At 58.7% G+C, this 21,904-nt stretch carries 13 protein-coding genes, 1 tRNA gene and 1 pseudogene; 5 read left to right on the forward strand and 10 right to left on the reverse strand.

Going from position 1 to position 21,904, the window contains the following annotated elements:
* Positions 1–72: 72 nt before the first annotated feature.
* The 3 genes and pseudogenes from PG892_RS11870 to PG892_RS11880 all read right to left on the reverse strand — a co-directional run.
* Positions 73–1,513, reverse strand: a pseudogene (locus PG892_RS11870) (transglycosylase SLT domain-containing protein); the annotation flags it as partial.
* Positions 1,514–1,690: 177 nt separating this feature from the next.
* Positions 1,691–3,376: an aspartate:alanine antiporter gene (locus PG892_RS11875; protein WP_029314601.1), complete on the reverse strand. Its 1,686-nt coding sequence runs from the start codon at positions 3,374–3,376 to the stop codon at positions 1,691–1,693.
* 772 nt (positions 3,377–4,148) lie between these two features.
* A tRNA-Asn gene (locus PG892_RS11880) sits at positions 4,149–4,224 on the reverse strand.
* Positions 4,225–4,356: 132 nt separating this feature from the next.
* On the opposite strand from PG892_RS11880, the gene uvrB reads away from it, so the two are divergent.
* The 3 genes from uvrB to PG892_RS11895 all read left to right on the forward strand — a co-directional run bounded on the left by uvrB (position 4,357) and on the right by PG892_RS11895 (position 7,433).
* Positions 4,357–6,369: an excinuclease ABC subunit UvrB gene (uvrB, locus tag PG892_RS11885; RefSeq protein ID WP_052814371.1), complete on the forward strand. Its 2,013-nt coding sequence runs from the start codon at positions 4,357–4,359 to the stop codon at positions 6,367–6,369.
* Complete coding sequence (locus PG892_RS11890; protein ID WP_041215068.1) at positions 6,366–6,623, forward strand: DUF1232 domain-containing protein; 258 nt, start codon at positions 6,366–6,368, stop codon at positions 6,621–6,623. Before uvrB ends, PG892_RS11890 begins: the two co-directional genes overlap by 4 nt.
* Before the next feature lie 147 nt (positions 6,624–6,770).
* Positions 6,771–7,433 carry a DedA family protein gene (locus PG892_RS11895; RefSeq protein ID WP_010674909.1) on the forward strand — a complete coding sequence of 221 codons (663 nt, stop codon included), beginning with the start codon at positions 6,771–6,773 and terminating at the stop codon, positions 7,431–7,433.
* A gap of 246 nt (positions 7,434–7,679) precedes the next feature.
* On the opposite strand, the gene dsbB is transcribed toward PG892_RS11895, so the two are convergent.
* Together dsbB and nhaB are read right to left on the reverse strand one after the other, a co-directional pair.
* Complete coding sequence (gene dsbB / locus PG892_RS11900; protein WP_010674908.1) at positions 7,680–8,201, reverse strand: disulfide bond formation protein DsbB; 522 nt, start codon at positions 8,199–8,201, stop codon at positions 7,680–7,682.
* A gap of 86 nt (positions 8,202–8,287) precedes the next feature.
* Complete coding sequence (gene nhaB, locus PG892_RS11905) at positions 8,288–9,862, reverse strand: Na(+)/H(+) antiporter NhaB (RefSeq protein WP_052814370.1); 1,575 nt, start codon at positions 9,860–9,862, stop codon at positions 8,288–8,290.
* A 333-nt stretch (positions 9,863–10,195) separates the two neighbouring features.
* Here nhaB and fadR point away from each other — a divergent pair, with 333 nt between their 5' ends.
* Positions 10,196–10,909, forward strand: a complete 714-nt coding sequence (gene fadR, locus PG892_RS11910; protein WP_010674906.1) for a fatty acid metabolism transcriptional regulator FadR — start codon at positions 10,196–10,198, stop codon at positions 10,907–10,909.
* Between the two features lie 59 nt (positions 10,910–10,968).
* Here fadR and PG892_RS11915 read toward each other — a convergent pair whose 3' ends face one another.
* The 4 genes from PG892_RS11915 to PG892_RS11930 form a co-directional block, all read right to left on the reverse strand.
* Complete coding sequence (locus tag PG892_RS11915; protein ID WP_039040868.1) at positions 10,969–12,489, reverse strand: SpoVR family protein; 1,521 nt, start codon at positions 12,487–12,489, stop codon at positions 10,969–10,971.
* Between the two features lie 10 nt (positions 12,490–12,499).
* Positions 12,500–13,771: a YeaH/YhbH family protein gene (locus PG892_RS11920; protein WP_052815757.1), complete on the reverse strand. Its 1,272-nt coding sequence runs from the start codon at positions 13,769–13,771 to the stop codon at positions 12,500–12,502.
* A 24-nt stretch (positions 13,772–13,795) separates the two neighbouring features.
* Positions 13,796–15,718, reverse strand: coding sequence for a PrkA family serine protein kinase (locus PG892_RS11925; RefSeq protein ID WP_010674903.1), 1,923 nt, complete (start codon positions 15,716–15,718; stop codon positions 13,796–13,798).
* Between the two features lie 572 nt (positions 15,719–16,290).
* Positions 16,291–18,213, reverse strand: coding sequence for a RecQ family ATP-dependent DNA helicase (locus tag PG892_RS11930; RefSeq protein ID WP_052815758.1), 1,923 nt, complete (start codon positions 18,211–18,213; stop codon positions 16,291–16,293).
* Positions 18,214–18,545: 332 nt separating this feature from the next.
* On the opposite strand from PG892_RS11930, the gene sstT reads away from it, so the two are divergent.
* Positions 18,546–19,796 (forward strand): serine/threonine transporter SstT, encoded by a 1,251-nt coding sequence (gene sstT / locus PG892_RS11935; RefSeq protein WP_010674901.1) that lies wholly within the window; start codon positions 18,546–18,548, stop codon positions 19,794–19,796.
* Between the two features lie 735 nt (positions 19,797–20,531).
* On the opposite strand, the gene PG892_RS11940 is transcribed toward sstT, so the two are convergent.
* The gene (locus PG892_RS11940) at positions 20,532–21,830 is read right to left on the reverse strand and encodes a serine/threonine transporter (RefSeq protein ID WP_049636005.1); all 1,299 of its coding nucleotides are present in this window, start codon (positions 21,828–21,830) and stop codon (positions 20,532–20,534) included.
* Positions 21,831–21,904: the final 74 nt, after the last annotated feature.

The raw sequence follows: 21,904 nt of genomic DNA on the forward strand, positions 1-21,904 counted from the left end.
GCGCGAGCAGCTATCACCCAGTAATGGGAATCCCCCTCCTGTGACGCGAAGCGCTAAGGTGGGGGAGGATGTCAACACCAGCTTGTAGGCGATGTAGTACTTGTAGATGTTGCCCACATAGGTGACCGTCTCGGGGCCGATTTTCTCTGCCGCCACGTACTCGACATTGTGGAACCAGACGTTGGGATCCAGCCCCCGTTTCCTGGCCTCGGCACGGAGCCTGGCTACCCGGGCGGGGCCGGCATTGTAGGAGGCGAACGAGAAGAGGGCCTTGTCGAGGGCGGTCATGGGCTCGTCCGCATAGTAGTGATCGATCATCCAGCGCATGTATTTGACGCCCCTGTGAATATTGGGCTCGAGCTGGCGGATGTCGCCGACCTTCAGCCCCTTGCCGGTGGCGGGCATGATCTGCATGATGCCGATGGCGCCCACATGGCTACGGGCATGATGGTTGAGGGCGGACTCCTGGTAGCCCTGGGCCGCCATCAGCAGCCAGTCCATGTCATAGCGTTCGCCATATTCACGGAACAGCTCGACCACCTGCAGGAATTTCTTGCGCTCCGCCTCGGCGGCGGCGCTTTTGACGAACTTGTTCTGCTTGAGATAACGGGCCAGGATCTCATCCCCCGTCGCCTTGCCGCGCAGCGCCTTGATCTGCTCGTTGAGCATGGCGAGCAACTGGGGGCTCTCCTTGCGCACCGCCCAGGCGATGACGCCCCCTTCCCGGAACACGGGGGCGTCGTGAATGGTGATTCCGGGGAAAATCTTTTGCCAGAAGCGGGCCTTGTGCTCGTCCATGACGATGAAGGGGAGCAGGCCTGCGTTCACCATCTCCACCAGATCTTCATCTTCGAGTACCTCCGAGGCGGGTTGGAGGTCGATGAGGGGCTCTCCCGCCGACTTGCGGGCCTGGTTGTAGGCCATGAGGCTACTCGTAGTAGCTGGAGGAGGGGCGCACGAAGACGCGCTGGCCCCCGAGATCGGCGGCGCTTTCCACCTTGGGGGAGAGGGGGCCGGAGACGAGCAGCTCCCGCACGTTTTCAAGCAGGGGATCGGTGAAGGCGATACCCTGCTTCTTGCGCTTGTCCGTGATGGTGAGATTGGCGGCGGCGATGTCGCCTTTGCCCTCGATGAGGGAGCTCAGCAGCGCTTCCCGGGCCACGGGAATGAAGACGAAGTGCACCTTGAGGTGGCGCTTGATCGCCTTTTGCTTGCGCAACTGTTCGTTGAGACGCTTTTCCACCTACATGAAGGCATCGTAGGTGACGCCCCGCTGCACGCCCTTGGTGATGAAGAACCCCGTCTTGTTGTAGGTGGTGAGCACTCGGATGGTGCGCTGCTCCAGCATGACGTCGAGATCTCCCAGCCTGGGTCTGGCAAGCTCGTCCCCCTCAAAGCTCAGGGCGCTTTTCTCCGTCTCTGCCTCGGGGGCCACCTGCTTGCCGGATTCGGCCCCCCAGGCTGGCGTCAGGGAGCAGAACCACCAGATCACGACCATCCATGCGCGTTTCATCACTTACACCTCGCTCGTTTTATTGAGTGTAAGTGGCGCCTTGTGGGTGATTTAGCTTATTGGGTTTGATAGAGATGGCCCCATAGCACGATTTCCACTATTCCATCCAGGAGTGCCCGCCCATGAAAAAAGGAGCCCCGAGGCTCCTCTTTTTCTGCGTGTTGCGGGCCCGTTTGGCTAGAACCAGAAGCCGATGATGAAGGAGCCCGCCAGGGTCAGCATGACGTTGGCCACCGCATAGGTGCCGGCATAGCCGAGCGCCGGGATGGAGCTGTTGGCCGCTTCGTTCACCACGTCCATGGCCGGGGCGCAGGTACGTGCGCCCGTGATGGCGCCGAGCAGCAGGGCTGGGTTCATTTTGAGCACCCAGACACCGAACAGGTAGCCTACCAGCACCGGCAAGGTGGTCACCAGCATGCCGGAGAAGAGCACCACCATCCCCACTTCGCTCAGGTGATCAAGGATGCCGCCCCCCGCCTTGAGGCCGGTACTCACCATGAAGACAGCGAGCCCGAGATCCTTGGCAAGGCGCAGGGCCCCCGGCGGCACATAGCCCACCGTGGGGTGGTTGGCCCGCAGGTAGCCCATCAGGATCCCCGCCAGCAGCAGGCCGACGGCATTGCCGAGGCCGAACTCTATCTGGCCGAACACCAGGGAGACGGAGCCGATGAGCAGCCCCAGCACGAAGAAGGTGGCAAAGGCCACCAGATCCGTGGTCTGGCTGTGGATGCTGATGAAGCCGATCTTGTTGGCCAGCAGCTTGACCCGCTGCTTCTCGCCGCTGATCTGCAGCACGTCACCCTTTTGCAGCATGATATTGCGATCGAACGGCATCTCGATCTGGGAGCGCACCACCCGGTTCAGGAAGCACCCCTTCTCGGTGAGGTTGAGCTCCACCAGGTGGCGACCCACCACGGCATCGTTCTTCACCACGATCTCTTCGGTGACGATCTGGAGGTCAAGCAGGTTGCGATCGAACACCTCTTTGCCGTTGCGGTAGTTGACGTCGAGCTTCTCGTGGCTCTCGGGGTAGCCCACCAGAGCTATCTCGTCCCCTTCCTGAATGACGGCATCACCGTCGGGGCTCGCCAGGATGCCGTTGCGGCGAATGCGCTCCACATAGCAGCCGGTGTGGGGATAGATGCCGGTCTCCCGCAGGGTACGCCCCCCGATCCAGGCGGCGAGCTCTGGGCCGACCCGATAGGCGCGGATGATGGGCAGATAGGTCTTGCGGCTCTCGCTGTCGGACAGCCCCCGCTCGCGCGCAATCTTCTGCGCTTCGGTATTGAGATCCAGCCTGGCCAGGGAGGGGAGGTAGCGCACCACCAGCATCAGCCCCACCAGCCCCACCAGGTAGGTCAGGGCGTAGCCGATGCCCATGTTGTCCAGCACCGACTGCATGTCGGTCTGGTGGGGCAGGTTGAGCAATCCGCTTCGCAGGGCGTCCTGCGCCCCCACCAGGGCCGGCGTGGAGGTGAGGGAACCTGCCAGAATGCCGGCGGCCATGCCGGGCCCCAGATTAAAGAACTTGGCGAGCCCCACGGTCAGCAGCAGGGCCGACAGCAGGATCACCAGGGTCAGGGTGATGTAGTGGATGCCGTCGCGAAGGAAGACGCTGAAAAAGTGCGGCCCCGCTTCAATTCCCACACAGAAGATGAACAGCATGAAGCCGACGTTTTCAGTGGAGGTGGAAAACTGGAATCCCATCTGGCCAAACAGCAGGGCGGTGAAGAGCACGCCTATGGTGTTGCCTATCTGGAAGTTGCCGATGCGTACCTTGCCCAGCAGCAGCCCGAAGGCTAGTACCACGAACAGCAGCAGGGAGTCGCTTTGATGTAGCAGTGTCACGAAATCTATGGTCATGCCCGGAAAAACCGAGGATAAAAGTGAGGCCGATATTGTGCCGGATCCTGTATCAAGAAAGAAGCGCCAAAGCGGATTAACAGCCAGTTAAGTGCTGGTCTCTTCGATGAAGATAGGGATGCGAGGGGGGGGCTGGGGAAAACACCTCTATTTTACGCTGCAAGGCCCGCTGTCAATGAGTGAAATATGCTGTTGAGCAGAGAGGGGATGACGCTCCTGTGGACAATTTATTACCTGCTGCATGGGGAGCAAACGGGCATGTTTTTCAGCATTTTCCACTGAGGAAATTGAAGGGTAACAAAAGAGACTCATGACTCATCCGGCGAGGGCTGACCCGCAGGACGCGGCATAGCGAAAAAAAATCCCCCACAGGCAGCACCGCGAGTCGATTCATCCCATTTAGGGGGGAAGGGAAAAACAGCAGAAAATGGGGAAGAGCGGGGGCAGCCATCGCAAACCGGGGACAATGGCTGCCAGCCCAGATGAACCGTGGCTTTGGTCAAGTTACCCACAGAAACTGTGGATAACCCTGTTTATGAAACTTGGCGATCAGGCTGAAAGCCGCGCCAATACTGGGCTGCAAGGACTGTTCAAAAAATACCTGCAATAAATTGTTTCTATAAAAATCAAATAGTTATACGCAGCAGAACAAAACGCTGCTGGTCAGTAACGGGAGATCAAAAGGGAGTCAGGCCGCAGGGGAGGGCTTGTGCATTAAAATTGGAAGAGGAAAGCACTAAAGTGGATAACTTGCACCGAGATGGTGAGGAATTGGCTCCCCCGACTGGACTTGAACCAGTGACATACGGATTAACAGTCCGCCGTTCTACCGACTGAACTACGGGGGAACATCAGGCAAGGAGGTGCATCATACAGAGGTCGTATTTCAGGGTCAATAGCCATCAGGGAGGGTGAGCGGATACCCAGCTCCTTCAACTCGGGGTACACTGCTCCCTTGCCGTTTTTTGCCGGGAGTCGTCATGAGCAAGTTATTCCAGTTGGCCAGCCAGTTTCAACCCGCCGGGGATCAGCCGAGGGCCATCGCCCAGCTGCTCGATGGCATCGAGTCGGGACTGGCCCACCAGACCCTGCTCGGGGTGACCGGTTCGGGCAAGACCTTTACCATGGCCAACGTCATCGCGACTCTTAATCGTCCCACCATGATCCTGGCCCCCAACAAGACCCTGGCGGCCCAGCTCTATGGGGAGATGAAGGAGTTCTTCCCCGACAACGCGGTGGAGTATTTCGTCTCTTATTACGATTACTACCAGCCCGAAGCCTATGTGCCGACCACGGACACCTTCATCGAGAAGGATGCCTCCATCAACGATCACATCGAGCAGATGCGGCTGTCAGCCACCAAGGCGCTGCTGGAGCGGCGCGACGTGGTGATCGTCGCCTCGGTATCGGCCATCTATGGTCTGGGGGATCCCCAGGCCTACCTCAGCATGATGCTGCACCTCAAAGTGGGGGACGTGATCAATCAGCGGGATATCCTGCGCCGCCTCGCCGAACTGCAGTACACCCGCAACGACATGGCCTTCCAGCGCGGCACCTTCCGGGTGCGGGGGGAGGTGATCGACATCTACCCCGCCGAATCGGACAAGCTGGCCCTGCGGGTGGAGCTGTTTGATGAAGAGGTAGAACGCCTCTCCCTGTTCGATCCCTTGACCGGCGCCATCGAGCAGACGGTGGTGCGTTACACCATCTACCCCAAGACCCACTACGCCACCCCGCGGGAGACCATTCTGGGTGCCATCGAGCACATCAAGGAGGAGCTCAAGGGGCGGCGCGAGCAGCTGATGAACCTCAACAAGCTGGTGGAGGAGCAGCGCATCAGCCAACGCACCCAGTTCGACATGGAGATGATGCAGGAGCTGGGTTACTGCTCCGGTATAGAGAACTACAGCCGCTACCTCTCCGGCCGCGCACCGGGTGAGCCGCCGCCCACCCTGTTTGACTACCTGCCGGGGGACGGCCTGCTCATCATCGACGAATCCCACGTCACGGTGCCGCAGATCGGCGCCATGTTCAAAGGGGACAGATCCCGCAAGGAGACCCTGGTGGAGTACGGCTTCCGCCTTCCCTCGGCGCTGGACAACCGGCCCCTCAAGTTCGACGAGTTCGAGGCGCTGATGCCCCAGACGGTGTTCGTCTCGGCGACCCCCGGCCCCTACGAGCTGGAGAAGTCAGGCGGTGACGTGGTGCAGCAGGTGGTGCGTCCCACCGGCCTGCTCGATCCTGAGGTGGAAGTGCGGCCGGTCAGCACCCAGGTGGACGATCTGCTCTCCGAGATCCGCAAGCGGGTGGCGGTGGAGGAGCGGGTGCTGGTCACGACACTGACCAAGCGGATGGCGGAGGACTTGACCGAATACCTGGCGGATCACGAGGTACGGGTGCGCTATCTGCACTCGGATATTGATACCGTGGAGCGGGTGGAAATCATCCGCGACCTGCGCCTTGGCAAGTTCGACGTCTTGGTGGGCATCAACCTGCTGCGCGAAGGACTCGACATGCCGGAAGTCTCCCTGGTGGCCATTCTGGATGCGGATAAAGAGGGCTTCCTGCGTTCCACCCGCTCCCTCATCCAGACCATCGGCCGGGCAGCGCGCAACCTCAACGGCAAGGTGATCCTTTACGGGGATACCATCACCAACTCCATGAAGGTTGCGATCGAAGAGACCGAGCGGCGCCGCGCCCTGCAACACGCCCACAACCTGGAACACGGCATCGTGCCGAAGGGGCTCAACAAGGCCATCGGCGATGTGATGGACATGGGGGGCAGCCGCACGGCGGGCAAGGCGGGCAAGGGGAGTCGCAAGGCTGCCGAACCGCAAGGGGAGTACCATGCCCGCTCTGCCAGCGAGATCAGCAAGGAGATCAAGCGGATGGAAGAGCAGATGTTCCAGCATGCGCGGGATCTGGAGTTCGAACAGGCGGCGGCGCTGCGGGATCAGATCCAGCGGCTGCGCGGCGAGCTGATCGAGTCATGAGCACCAGACGCTGGCTCATCTGGCGGCGTTTGCGCCGCCTCTATCAAGGCTTTCGCCACCCAGGCACGCCCTGGTGGGCGAAGGGGCTGGTGATCCTTATTCTGCTCTATGGCATCAGCCCGGTGGACGTTGTCCCCGATGTGGTGCCTCTCCTTGGCTGGCTTGACGACGCTACCTTGTTGCTGCTCCTCTTGTGGGGCTGGGAGAAATGCTTGCCCGGCGAGGTGCTGGCCGCTCTGGACAAGGCCGAGTGAGCAGAAGCCTACGTTCAGGGAGAGGGGAAAAGAAGGGGGGACTGAATGACTCCCTTCATGGGATTCGAAAAAGGGGACCATGGGGAGATTGTGAGCCAGGTCTCATTGGCGTAGACTCCACGCCGTTCACTTCATGGGTACCAAAAAATGGATCTGATCCTCTTTGCCATCGACTTTATTCTGCACGTTGACGTGCATCTGAAAGAGCTGTTCGAGAACTATGGCGTCTGGGTATACGCCATCCTGTTTCTCATCATCTTCTGTGAAACCGGGCTGGTGGTGACTCCCTTCCTGCCGGGGGACTCCCTGTTGTTTGCTGCAGGTGCCCTCACCGTGGGCAGCGTGTTGGACGTGCACACCCTAGCCGCCGTGCTGATCATCGCCGCGGTGCTCGGCAACGTGGTGAACTACACCATAGGCCACTTCTTCGGTGAGCAGCTGTTTCGCAACCCCGATTCCAAAATCTTTCGCCGGGACTATCTGGTCAAGACCCATGCCTTCTATGCCAAGCATGGCGGCAAGACCATCATCATCACCCGCTTCCTGCCCATAGTGCGCACCTTCGCCCCCTTCGTGGCGGGCATGGGGGCCATGACCTATCCCCGCTTCCTGGCGTTCAACCTGGTGGGGGGGCTCTTGTGGGTGCTCTCCTTCGTCTATGCCGGCCACTTCTTTGGCAATCTGCCGGTAGTGCGCCACAACTTTACCCTGCTCATCTTCGGCATCATCGCGGTCTCCTTGTTGCCCATGGTGATCGGCATGGTGAAGGCCAGGAGAAGTGCCAGCAAGGCTACCTCCGAAGGCGCGTGACATCGCCGTGCACGACATGAAAGAAGGGAGCCGATGGCTCCCTTCTTGTTGGTAGGCCGAGTGGCAGGTCGCTGCTGCGCCCTTTGACCCGCTTGTGGCCTGTTACGATGATGCACACCCGCAGGCAGCCACTTCATTGGCAGAACAGGGAGAAGGAGATCCGGCCCTCTGGGCATGGGGTCGTGAGGCGATAAAGAGGAAATAAAAAGGGAGCCATGGGCTCCCTTCTTAGGGTCGAGTGACGAACTAGTTGCAGCAGCGCCCTTTTATCAGGTTGCCAGCAGCCACGATGACGAACACCAGCAGATAGGCGGCAAAGATGACCACGAGCCACTGCGGCATGGAGAAACCGAGGAACTGCCAGCTGATCTCGCTGCAGTCGCCGTCCGGGTAGAACATCCAGGGAACCCACTTATCCAGTGGTGCCCAGGCAGGGAAGTCAACAAATCCCTCGCATACGTTGAAGGGGGAGGGGTTCATCTGGTAATCCACATGCTTGAGCGCCAGTTTCAGGCCCCAGAAGGCGCTGTAACCCCACAGGAGCATGGCACTCCAGCGCAGGTACCAGCGCTCTGGCGCGACCATGCCGAGGAGGCCGGCCGTGAGTACGCCGAGGAGGGCGATACGTTCATAAATGCACATCACGCAAGGGTGCAAACCCAACACGTGCTGGAAGAAGAGGGCGCAGAGTTCCAGCGCGAAAGCGGAGGCTGCCAGCAATCCCCAGGCCAGACGATGACTGGCAATGCGGCGAAGATACTCGATCATATGATTGATCTCTCAGAGAAAAATAGTGGCTGAATTAGAGCAGAGCCCCATCTGAAAAGAAAGGGGCCGAACAGCCCCTTTCATGATCAGTGTGTGGACGGGGTGGGCAGTGGCAGTGCCCCATGATCCAGCAACCACCCTGCCTGATAGAACCATTCGGTTGCAGGACCGAGGAGCAGTTCCACGGAGAAAAAGCCGACAAGCCCCAGCACCAGGGTATAGGGCAGCGCCATCCAGACCATACGGCCATAAGAGAGGCGCAGCAGGGGAGCGAGGGCCGAGGTGAGCATGAACAGGAATGCGGCCTGGCCATTGGGGGTGGCGACCGACGGCAGGTTGGTGCCCGTGTTGATGGCCACGGCCAGCAGATCAAAATGCTCCCGGTTGATGGCGCCGTTGATCAGGGCGGTCTTCACCTCGTTGATGTAGACGGTGCCGACGAAGACGTTGTCACTGACCATGGAGAGCAGACCGTTTGCTAGGTAGAAGAGGGCAAGCTGATCCTCCGGCTTGGCCGCCAGTACCCACTGGATCACCGGCTTGAACAGCTGTTGATCGATGATGACCGCCACCACGCTGAAAAAGACGGTGAGCAGGGCGGTGAATGGCAAAGCCTCCTGGAATGCCTTGCCAAGCGCGTGTTCTTCAGTCACGCCGGTGAACGCCGTCGCGAGCACGATGACCGTCAGGCCGATCAGCCCAACTGCAGCCAGATGGAGGGCAAGACCCGTGATAAGCCAGGTGGCAATCAGCGCCTGGACGATCAGCTTGGCCTTGTCCTGCGGGGTACGTTGTGCGTCTTCGTCGCGCTCGTAGGATTCCATGATGTGACGCACGGGCTCGGGCAAGCGGGCGCCATAACCGAACCAGCGGAATTTTTCGACCAGGATGCAGGTCAGCAGGCCGCAGATGAAGACCGGAATGGTGACTGGTGCCATGCGAATGGCAAATTCACCGAAGTGCCACCCGGCCTGTTCACCGATGATGAGGTTCTGGGGTTCGCCGACCAGGGTGCAGACGCCCCCCAGGGCGGTACCGATGGCGGCGTGCATCATCAGGCTGCGCAGGAAAGCACGAAACTCGTTCAGATGCTGGCGGGAGAGCTCGTCAATCTCTTCGTCATCATGATGCAGATTGCCGGACTCATCCCGGGAGGCCACCTTGTGGTAGATGGCGTAGAAGCCGGTGGCGACGCTGATGACCACGGCGATCACGGTCAGGGCATCAAGGAACGCGGAGAGGAAGGCAGACACCAGGCAGAAGGCGAGAGAAAGCAACGTTTTGGAGTGGATGCGCACCAGCATCTTGGTAAAGACGTAGAGCAGCAACTGCTTCATGAAGTAGATGCCGGCCACCATGAAGACCAGCAGCAGAAGCACTTCGATATTGGCCACCAGCTCATGCTTTATCTGGTTGGCGGAGGTCATGCCGATGAGCACGGCTTCGATGGCCAGGAGTCCGCCCGGTTGCAGCGGATAGCACTTGAGGGCCATGGCCAGGGTGAAAATGAACTCGACAACCAGCAGCCAGCCGGCCAGGAAGGGATCAACGTAGAAAATGACCGGGTTGATCAGCAGGAATAGAACGATGGCAATTTTGTACCATCGCGGAGCATTGCCCAAAAAGTTCTTTGTAAACGCGCGCCCTAGGCTGATTGGCATAATGATGGTTCTCTGTTCTGTTGTTGATATCTGCGTCTATGCAGTCGAGCCCGACCCGAGCCGAACATCCGGATATTCACCTGTATCAGATTGATTGCACATGATTTTAATCAAGGGAGCGATAACTATAAATAAGCTCGCCGAACTTGCCCAGCGAGCAAACGCTTATATCCCCATCATTTGGTGTTGGTTGACTCCCCACTTGTTGCTGTATACATATTTTTAACAAAAAGATCGGGGTAATGTGAGCAGAGGACCGACCTTCTGCTTGCCAGCATGACCGGCTTTGCTATTATTCGGGGGCCTTTTTACGCACTACAACAGAGTCATTACATGGTCATTAAAGCGCAAAGCCCTGCCGGGTTTGCCGAGGAATACATCATCGAGTCCATCTGGAACAATCGCTTTCCTCCTGGATCCATTCTGCCGGCGGAGCGCGAGCTGTCCGAATTGATCGGCGTGACTCGCACTACCTTGCGTGAAGTGTTGCAGCGCCTTGCCCGTGATGGCTGGCTCACCATCCAGCATGGCAAACCGACCAAGGTCAACAATTTCTGGGAAACCTCCGGTCTCAACATTCTGGAGACACTGGCACGTCTCGATCAGGACAAGGTGCCGGATCTGGTGGCACAGCTGCTCTCCGCCCGGACCAACATCTGCACCATCTTCATCCGTGGCGCCATTCGCAACAACCCGGAACAGGCCGCCGAGATCTTGCGGGGTGCCGATGATGTGGAGAACACGGCCGAGGCCTATGCGGACTTCGACTACCGTTTGCATCACCAGCTTTCATTTGCCTCGGGCAACCCCATCTATGCCTTGATTCTCAACGGTTTCAAGGGCTTGTACAGCCGGGTTGGCCGCTACTACTTCTCGGACAAACAGGCGCGGGAAACCGCAGATGCCTACTACAAGACGCTGCGCAAGCTGGCCGAAACCAAGGATCACGAAGCCGTGTTCATGACGGTACGCCAGTACGGCATCGAGTCTGGCAAGCTTTGGACCCGTCTGCGTCAGGACATGCCAAGCAACCTGTGTGACAACTGATTGCCCTGATCCAAGAAAAACGCGCCTGATGGCGCGTTTTTTTATGCCCGGCACTGACGTCAGGTCATGCTCTTGCGGTCCGGACAACGGCCGATGATATCTGCGGATAGCTCGCCATTGTCCTGCTCCAGCACCACATCGAAGCCCCACAGCTGATGCAGATGCTTGAGCACCTCGTGGCGTGACTCGCCAAGGGGGATGCGGTTGTGGGGAACATAGCGCAGGGTCAGGGAGCGATCGCCTTTCACTGCCACGTTGTAGACCTGAATGTTGGGCTCCAGGTTGCTCAGGTTGTATTGAGCGGACAGGGTGCTACGCACCAGTCGGTAGCCCTCTTCATTGTGAATGGCGGACACCTTGAGGTAGTTCTTCAGATCGTCGTCATCGATGGCAAAGAGCTTCATGTCGCGCATCACCTTGGGACTGAGGAACTGGCTGATGAAGCTTTCGTCCTTGAAGTTCTGCATGGCGAAATGCAATGTCTCGACCCAGTTGGTGCCAGCGTAATCGGGGAACCAGTATCTGTCCTCCTCGGTCGGGTGTTCGCAGATGCGACGCAGGTCCGTGAACATGGCAAAGCCAAGGGCGTAGGGGTTGATCCCCGAGTAATACCGGCTGTTGTAGGGGGGCTGATAGACCACGTTGGTGTGGCTGTGCAGTACCTCCAGCATGAAGCGATCGCTGATTTTTCCCTCGTCATAGAGGTGGTTGAGAATGGTGTAGTGCCAGAAGGTGGCCCAGCCCTCGTTCATCACCTGCGTCTGCTTCTGCGGGTAGAAGTACTGACTGATCTTGCGCACGATACGCACCACCTCGCGCTGCCAGGGCTCGAGCAGGGGGGCATTCTTTTCGATGAAATAGAGGATGTTCTCCTGAGGCTCGGCAGGATAGCGCCTGTCTTCCACCCCGGCAATCTTGTGCTGCTTGGGCAGGGTACGCCACAGCTCATTGACCTGGGTTTGCAGATAATCTTCCCGCGCCTTCTGGCGCCGTTTCTCCTCGGCCAGAGAAATCTTCTGGGGCCGCTTGTAACGATCCACCCCGAAGTTCATCAGGGCATGGCAGGAGTCAAGCAGTTTCTCCACCGCATCGATGCCGTGTTTTTCCTCGCACTCGGTGATGTAGTTCTTGGCAAACAACAGGTAGTCGATGATGGAGGAGGCATCGGTCCAGGCCTTGAACAGATAGTTGTTCTTGAAGAAGGAGTTGTGACCATAGCAGGCGTGGGCCATGACCAGCGCCTGCATCGGCATGGTGTTCTCTTCCATCAGATAGGCGATGCAGGGGTCCGAGTTGATGACGATCTCGTAGGCCAGTCCCATTTGGCCGCGCTTGTAGTTGCGCTCGGTGTGGATAAAGCGCTTGCCGAATGACCAGTGTTGATAACCGATGGGCATGCCGACACTGGAGTAGGCATCCATCATCTGCTCTGCAGTGATCACCTCGATCTGGTTGGGATAGGTGTCGAGCCGATAGAATTTGGCGACCCGGGCTATCTCCTGGTGATAAAGCTCCAGCAGATCGAAGTTCCAGTCAGGACCATCGTCCAGCGGCGCTATCTTTCTTGCGGTTTCTACCATATGTGATCCCTCAAGCCGCTTGCTTCTTGAACAATTCCCGGAACACCGGATAAATGTCCTCGACCTTGCGAATGTGCTCCATGGCGAAGTGGGCGTATTGCTCTGCCACCGCCTCATATTCGTGCCACAGGGTCTGGTGGGCGCGGGTAGTGATCTCGATGTAGGAGTAGTAACGCACCCGCGGCATGATGTCGCGCATCAGGATCTCCCTGCACTGGGGTGAGTCATCGGCCCAGTTGTCACCATCAGAGGCCTGCGCCGCATAGATGTTCCACTGGTTGGCGGGATAACGTTCGTTGATGATGTCGTTCATCATCTTGAGCGCACTGGAGACGATGGTGCCGCCGGTCTCCTGGGAGTAGAAGAACTCGTGCTCGTCCACCTCCTTGGCCTGGGTGTGGTGGCGGATGTAGACCACCTCGACATTCTTGTAAGTCCGGCTCAGGAATAGATAAAGCAGGATATAGAAACGCTTGGCCATCTCCTTGGTAGCCTGATCCATGGAACCGGAGACGTCCATCAGGCAGAACATCACCGCCTGGCTCGAGGGGACGGGCCGTTTGACAAAGTTGTTGAATTTGAGGTCGAAGGTGTCGATAAAGGGGACCGCATCGATGCGTCGTTTCAGCTCCCTGATCTCTTTTTCAAGTTGCGCCATTTCGGCGAAATGGTCGTTGGGCTCGCAAGCCAGCTGGGCCAGGCGCTCCTCCAGTTCACACAACTGACGTTTCTTGCCTGCCTGCAGCGCCATGCGCCGCGCCAGCGAATTTTGCAGGGAGCGCACCACGTTGATGTTGGCAGGCACCCCGTTGGAGGTGTAGCCGGCCCGATAGGTCTTCATCTCCATCAGCTGGTTGAGCTGGGTCTTTTGCAGCCGCGGCAGCTCCAGATCCTCGAACAGCAAGTCCAGGTACTCGTCCTTGGAGATCTGGAAGACGAAATCATCGACTCCCTCTCCTTGATCCGAAGCCTGGCCCTCGCCACTCCCTTGGCCGCCGCCACCCCCTTTGGGCCGGTCAATCTTGTCACCAGATACGAACTGGTCGTTGCCTGGATGCACCATCTCCCGTTTGCCGCCATGACCCTGATGAAAATGGGGTTCCCCGATGTCCTTGGTCGGGATGCTGATGCTCTCACCCTTGTCCACGTCCTGAATGCTGCGCTTGGAGACAGCATCCGAGACCGCTTGTTTTATCTGCTTCTTGTAGCGGCGGATGAAGCGCTGCCGATTGACAGCGCTTTTGTTTTTGCCGTTGAGCCTGCGGTCGATAAAATGCGCCATAACTCCCCCTTGAACACGGCAGGGTCAGGATGACTTGCGTACCCTGAGATACCACTCGGAGAGCAGCCGCACCTGTTTACGTGTGTAGCCTTTCTCCATCATCCGTTCGACAAAGTTATCGTGCTTCTTCTGCTCCTCAGCCGAGGTTTTGCTGTTGAAGGAGATAACCGGCAGCAGCTCTTCCGTGTTGGAGAACATCTTCTTCTCGATCACGGTGCGCAGCTTCTCGTAACTGGTCCAGTTGGGGTTACGGCCTGCATTGTTGGCCCGGGCACGCAGCACGAAGTTGACGATTTCGTTGCGGAAATCTTTCGGGTTGCTGATCCCGGCAGGTTTTTCAATTTTCTCCAGCTCGCTGTTGAGAGACGCTCTGTCAAACAGCTGGCCGGTTTCTGGGTCACGATACTCCTGATCCTGGATCCAGAAGTCGGCGTAGGTGACGTAGCGATCGAAGATGTTCTGACCGTACTCTGAATACGACTCGAGGTAGGCGGTCTGGATCTCCTTGCCGATGAACTCGACGTAGCGCGGAGTCAGGTAACCCTTGATGAACTCCAGATAGCGATCGTGCAGCTCTTGCGGGAACTGCTCGCGCTCTATCTGCTGCTCCAGCACATAGAAGAGGTGCACCGGGTTGGCTGCCACTTCCGCGTGGTCGAAGTTGAAGACACGGGAGAGGATCTTGAACGCGAAACGGGTGGAAAGGCCGTTCATGCCCTCGTCAACCCCCGCATAATCCCGGTACTCCTGATAGCTTTTCGCTTTGGGATCCGTGTCTTTGAGACTCTCGCCGTCATAGACTCGCATCTTGGAATAGAGGCTGGAGTTTTCCGGCTCCTTGAGCCGCGACAGCACCGAGAACTGGCCCAGCAACTCCAGAGTACCCGGTGCGCATTTGGCCTCGGTCAGCTCGCTGTTGAACAGCAGTTTTTCATAGATCTTCACCTCTTCCGAGACGCGCAGGCAGTAGGGCACCTTGACGATGTAAACACGGTCGAGGAAGGCTTCGTTGTTCTTGTTGTTGCGGAACTGCTGCCACTCGGATTCGTTGGAGTGGGCCAGCAGGATGCCGTCGAAGGGGAGGGCGGAGAGCCCTTCGGTACCGTTGTAGTTCCCCTCTTGCGTCGCCGTCAGCAGCGGGTGCAGCACCTTGATGGGGGCCTTGAACATCTCGACGAACTCCATCATCCCCTGGTTTGCCTTGCATAGCGCACCGGAGTAGGAGTAAGCATCGGCATCATCCTGGGCGAAGTGTTCCAGCATGCGGATATCGACCTTGCCGACCAAGGAGGAGATGTCCTGGTTGTTGTCGTCCCCCGGTTCGGTTTTGGCGATGGCGATCTGATCGAGGATGGAGGGGTTCACCTTCTCCACCTTGAACTTGGTGATGTCGCCGCCAAACTCGTGAAGGCGCTTGGCGACCCAGGGAGACATGATGGGGCGCAGATAACGGCGAGGGATGCCGTACTCCTTCTCGAGGATTTCGCCATCTTCGTCGATGTCAAACAGGCAGAAGGGGTGATCATTCACTGGTGAGCCCTTGATGCGATAGATGGGCACTTTTTGCATCAGGGATTTGAGTTTCTCTGCCAGCGAGGATTTACCGCCGCCAACCGGTCCGAGCAGATAGAGGATCTGTTTCTTCTCTTCCAGACCCTGAGCGGAATGTTTGAGATAGGAGACAATCTGTTCGATGGCTTCTTCCATGCCATAGAAGTCTTTGAAAGCGGGATAACGCGCGACGACGCGGTTGGAAAAGAGACGGCTGAGACGTGGATTGGTCGAGGTGTCGATCATTTCCGGCTCGCCGATGGCGGTCAGCAGACGTTCGGCGGCAGAGGCGTAGCAGGATTTGTCCTGTTTGCACATATCCAGAAACTCCTGGATGCTGTACTCCTCCTCTCTGGCCTTCTCATACCGCTGTTGATAGTGCTCGAAGATGCCCATAACTTAGCCCTCGTTATAGTCGCTTGCCCTGAAAAAGAGTGGATCACTACTTTTGTTCTGTTTACCTCTTAAGCCTAGTCAACAGCCCCCAGTAATCCATCGCCATCATTGGTTTAAGTTTGTGCGGGAGCTTCCCGATCCTCGTGCGGGAAGAAGCAGTAAGTGACATACCTATGTTACTGACTGTTAAATTATTTTTGCCACGACAGTGATGCAAATGTCAAAGACATAAAAAATAAATCTTTGTGTGCCAGAGGGAGAAAATGGTGACGCTCTGTTTTGTCAGGGGGCGGTGCCAGCAAGGGCAAGGGCGGCAGGGAATAGAGGGTAAAAAGACGTGTCGCTTACGTCAACGTAATGTTACTTGCTTGGTGCTTTTGCTCTAATTTTTACATTGACGCTACATTCTGGCTGCTCTAGATTGGTCCTGTGTCGAGCAGTCATCGCTTTAGCAAGAGAGTGGGTGATTGTGCAGATACTAAGCTCTGTTTAAGCACGTTTCCGTTGGCTTGACCCTCGCATCCGCGAGGGTCTTATTTTTTCAGCGCCTGAACGGCGCCAAACCTGCAAGCTCAGGATTCGGCGGGATAGAGGGCTGACACCACCGCCAGCACCTCGGCGAAGGGATGGTTCGCCAACTGGCCAAAACCGGCCAGATCCCTGGCCTTTAGACGGGTGGTCAGCGGGGTGGCGATGCCACACAGGAAACGGGTCAGGATCCTGGGATGGCGCTGATGGCACAGGGCGATCAGCGGATCGCACCAGGCGCGCAAACCGTGCTCGTTGGGCAAGCCCGGTGATGGCAACGGCGGCAACACGGCGATCTCTCCCCGGCAGACGGAACAGTGCCCGCAGCGCTCGGGGGCGGCGTCGTCGGCAAAATAGCGGGCAAGCTCATGGCTGAGGCAGGTGGTCGAGGTGAAAAAGGCCAGCAGTGCCTGAAGGCGGGCCAGCTCGCTCTGCTCTTTCTTTTCAAACAATCCATGCAGCTCTTCGGCCAGGGTCACGGTATCGATTTGCTGGCTCAGCACCCGATAGAGCTCGGTCATCTGCTTGCTTTCAAGCTCGATCCAACCCTGCTGCTGCAGGTAGTCCAGCGCCGCCGCGGCGCGCTGGCGTTCTCCCTGATATCCCTGCCACAGCGCCTCGAAGTCAATGGTGCACCAGGTGCGCGCCTGGGGGGCGCAGGCAAAGACCTGCTCCAGGAACTGGCGGCGTTCGGAATTGAAACGAGCGAGGATCGCCTGTTTTTCCAGTACGAACCTGAAACGGTACTCGGCAAAGTAGCTGTAGGCCGGTGCAATGACCCCCGCCATCTCCAGATAGACCAGCAGGGTCTTGAGGGGCAGTTGGCGAATGTTGGTCTCGTTGGAGAGGCGCAGCAGGCTGAATTCCCACTCGGCGCCGCTCTGGCGCACGATATCGAGCAAGTGCGCGATGGCGTCCCTGTCCGGCGTATCCCCATAGACGAAGTTTTCCAGTACCGGCAACTGGGCGCGGCTCGCCAGCACGGTGCAGCGGGAGGGAAGCCCGTCACGTCCGGCGCGGCCTATCTCCTGGCTGTAGTTCTCGATGGACTTGGGCAGGTCGTAGTGAATGACCCGGCGAATGTCGGCCTTGTCGATGCCCATGCCAAAGGCGATGGTGGCCACGATGCAGTCGAGTCTGCCAGCCATGAAGTCATGCTGGATCTGGCTGCGCAGGGCGGGATCGAGCCCCGCATGGTAGGCGCATGCCCGGATGCCGCTGGCCTGTAGCTGCGCGGCGCACTGCTCTGCGCTGTGTTGCAGAGTCACGTAGACGATGGTGGGGGCGGCCGGATTCCGGTGCAGCTCCTCGCGCAGCCAGGTATCGCGGGCACTGCCGGCCAGCGGGAGGACGGCCAGATCCAGATTGGGTCTGTAGAAACCGGTGACCACCAGATCGTCCCGGTCGATGGCAAATTTTGCCTGCATGTCCGCCATGACGGCCGGGGTGGCGGTGGCGGTCAGCAACAGCACCTGGGGAATGGCCAGTTCACGGCGATGATCCGGCAGCTTGAGGTAGTCGGGGCGAAAGTTGTGGCCCCACTCCGAGATGCAGTGGGCCTCGTCCACCACCAGCAGTGACAGGGGGATGTGGGCGATGAAGCGGCGAAAGCGCTCATTTTTGAGGCGCTCCACCGAAATCATCAGGATCTTGAGCTTGCCATCGCTGGCCTGCTGCATCACGCGCCGGCTCTCTTCCGCTGTCTGGCTGGAGTCCAGAGTGGCGGCGGCGATCCCCTTGCTGCGCAAAAAGGCGAGCTGATCGTGCATCAGGGCCAGCAGGGGAGAGATGACCAGGGTCAGGTGGGGCAGTGCGAGGGCGGGCAATTGATAACAGAGGGATTTCCCCGCGCCAGTCGGGAAGATGGCTGCGGCGCTCTTGCCGGCCAGCAGACGACTGATCACCGCTTCCTGCCCGGGCCGCAAGCGATCAAAGCCGAAGTGTCGGGTCAATAAAGAGGTGATCATGGCAAGGCTCCCTGAAAAAGGGCGTCATCATATCACTTCTGGCCCAGTGGTGGCCGATGATCGGACTGGTTTGGTGACATTTTGACCGTGGTTGATATTGTGTTATCACATTGTTGTAGATTTTTTGTGAGGTAACCCTGATATTTTTCAGTGATTATGTGGAAAAAAACCATGGCAGATGGGATATTCTTGTCCGCAACCCCACGCGAACGGGACAGATCCACCAGAAGAGCTGCCCACGGCGTCACCGTCAACGGACCGGTGCCAATGCGCGGGGCTGGTTGCCAACAGGACTAATGATTCACGCACCATGAGTGCACAGGGACTACTTGATGACACAACAACACCCCCTCATTCGACTGGTCAACAGCACCAGTCTGGTTAGCCAGATCCTAGTCGGTCTGGTATTCGGTATCCTTCTTGCGATGTTCATGCCCGAGTGGGCCAAGGCGGCGGGTCTGCTCGGCAGCCTGTTCGTCGGCGCCCTGAAGGCCGTGGCGCCGCTGCTGGTCTTCGTGCTGGTGATGTCGGCGATCATCGGCCACAAGCAGGGTCAGAAGACCAACATGAAACCGATCCTGCTGCTCTATGTGCTGGGTACCTTCCTGGCGGCTGCCGTGGCAGTGGTGGCGAGCTTCCTCTTCCCCTCCAACCTGCATCTGGTGGCAGGCGCTACCGAGATCACGCCGCCGGGGGGCATCACGGAAGTGCTGCAGACCCTGCTGTTCAACGTGGTGACCAACCCGGTGAAAGCACTGCTGGAAGCCAACTATATCGGCATCCTGGCCTGGGCCATCGGCCTTGGTATCGCCATGCGTCACGCCAATGAGAGCACCAAATCACTGATTTCCGATGTGTCCCACGGGGTTTCCGCCATCGTCAAGGCCGTGATCCGTTGCGCTCCACTCGGCATCCTGGGCCTGGTTGCCTCCACCCTGGCTGAAACCGGCTTCGATGCGCTGTTTGGCTATGCCCAGCTGCTGGTGGTACTGATCGGCTGCATGCTGTTCATCGCCTTCGTGGTCAATCCGCTCATCGTCTTCTGGAAGATCAAGCGCAACCCCTATCCCCTGGTGCTGACCTGCCTGAAAGAGAGCGGTGTGACCGCCTTCTTCACCCGCAGCTCCGCCGCCAACATTCCGGTCAACATGGCCCTGGCCGAGAGGCTGCGCCTGCCGGAAGACACCTATGCGGTCTCCATCCCGCTGGGGGCCACCATCAACATGGCCGGCGCCGCCATCACCATTACCGTGCTCTCCATGGCGGCGGTGCATACCCTGGGGATGGAAGTGGACATGGCAACCGCCATTCTGCTCTCCGTCGTCGCCACCATCAGTGCCTGTGGCGCTTCCGGTGTGGCGGGCGGCTCCCTGCTGCTGATCCCGCTGGCGTGCAGCCTGTTCGGTATCAGCAACGACATCGCCATGCAGGTGGTGGCCGTTGGCTTCATCATCGGGGTGTTGCAGGATTCCGCCGAAACGGCCCTCAACAGCTCCACCGACGTGCTGTTCACTGCGGCCGCCTGCATGGCCGAGGATGAGAGCCTGCTGGATGCCGCCCCGGTCCCCAGCCGCGAAGCTTGATCCCCTCAGACTTTCCGCTCTGCACAGGCGCCCTCTTCGGAGGGCGCTTTTTATTTGCGCGCGCGTCAGGCGCCCTGCACCTTCTCGCCGTGTCATGGCACTGACAGTGCTCGGATCCCCCTGTGTGATTTCCCGGGAGGGGCCCGTTGGCCGCCTTACGTGTTCTCGCCACCGCCAACAAGCCATTCCCTGTACCCGCGTGCCCGGCACTGCATTCGGCAGGGCATATCGGGCTGTTTGTGCTGTCAGCATGGCGGCCTGTGGCATCCCCTCTGGTGACCGAAGGGGTCATCTGCTCTTCGGACGCTGTACGGGAAGCCCGGTCAAGGCCCTCTCGGCGGTTTGCCTGCGCCCTGTGGCCGGTATTTTCCTTGAATGCCTTGAAGAAAGGCTCAATTGGGTGGGGATCTGGGCTCTCTGGGCTAAACCCCGAAGATCGGGCGTTCCTGGTAAGGACAAGGGCTCTGGTGTTCTGTCTGGCAAGGCAAATGGCGCGCAGCAGATGACGGGATAACGCTGCACGCCTTGGTCGTGTGCCATGGGGAAAGGAATATGAGCGGCAAGCTGTCACCAAGGGGAAAGAGAGTGGATGAAAGGGCTGTCTTTGATCTGAGGGGCTCTGATCATCTGAGTCCAGTGTCTGATGATCATAACGAACACAGCCCGGCAGAGGAGATCTGCCGGGCTGTGGGAGGCGCCGGGCCAGATGCTGGCCCGACGGTATCGCAGGAAGGCTTAGCCGACCAGTTGATAGAGGATGGCGGAGATGGCGATGAGGCCCATGGTCGCCACGAAGACGTTGCTGATCTGACCCTGGTATTTCGCCATGGCCGGAACGCGCTTGATGGCGTACATGGGCATGAGGAACAGGATGGTGGCGATGATGGGGCCACCCAGGGATTCGATCATCCCGAGGATGGAGGGGTTGATCACGGCCACGCCCCACAGGGTCAGGATGAAGAAGGCGATGATGAACAGCTCCACTTTCTTGTGGTTCGGTGCCTTGCCGGAGCTGCGCATGTTCTGGACGATCATCCCTTTCAGACCTTCACGGGCACCCAGATAGTGGCCGAAGAAGGAGGAGACGATGGCCACGAAGGCAACCAGCGGACCGAAGTAGGAGATGATGGGGCTCGCATGCTGGTTGGCCAGGTAGGAGAGCACGGCGATGTTCTGGGACTTGGCTTCTGCCAGCTGGGCCGGCGTCAGGCTCATCACGCAGGAGAAGACGAAGAACATCACGAAGCCCAGCAGAATGATGGCGGTGCGCTTGAGGATGGCGTCGGACTTGGCGACGGCATGCTCACCGTGACCACGGCGCTGAGCCAGGGCGAAGCTGGAGATGGCCGGGCTGTGGTTGAAGGAGAACACCAGCACCGGGATGGTCAGCCACAGGGTGGTGGCGAAATCCTTGGTGCTCGGCATTTCATTCAGGGCCGCACCGGTCCAGTCCGGGATCAGGTACAGGGAGATGCCCGCCAGAATGGCGATGAGCGGATAGACCAGGAACTCGGTCACTTTCAGCATCAGCTTCTCGCCAGCCAGCATCACGGACATCATGGCCATGATGAGCACGATGGAGAGGATCCAGCGCGGGGGCGGCGTCATCTGCAACTGGTTGACCAGGAAGCTTTCCACCGTGTTGGTGATGCCCACGCCGTAGATCAGCACGATGGGGTAGATGGCAAAGAAGTAGAGCAGGGTGATCAATTTACCGGCACCCACGCCGAAGTGCTCTTCCACCACCTGGGTGATGTCGGCATTGGGCTGCTTGGAGGAGAGCACGAAGCGCGCCAGACCACGGTGTGCCAGGTAGGTCATGGGGCCGACCAGCAGCGCCATCACTACCAGCGGCCAGAAGCCACCCATGCCGGCGTTGATGGGCAGGAACAGGATGCCTGCACCGACGGCGGTACCGAACAGGCTGATCACCCAGGTGTTGTCTTGTTTACTCCAAGCGCGAGATTGGACCGAGCTGATTCCTTGCTCCTGTGCGGCTGCAACATCCTGTGCGCCAGTGACAGTATTGGACATGTATCTCACCCCGAATGTGTGGTTTTAATTAGTCGGCGCAAGAATACTTTCTTTTTAATCAAAAATGTTGATCA

Source organism: Aeromonas sp. QDB68, assembly GCF_027707405.1.
In the GTDB taxonomy this organism is placed as follows: Bacteria; Pseudomonadota; Gammaproteobacteria; order Enterobacterales; family Aeromonadaceae; genus Aeromonas; species Aeromonas caviae.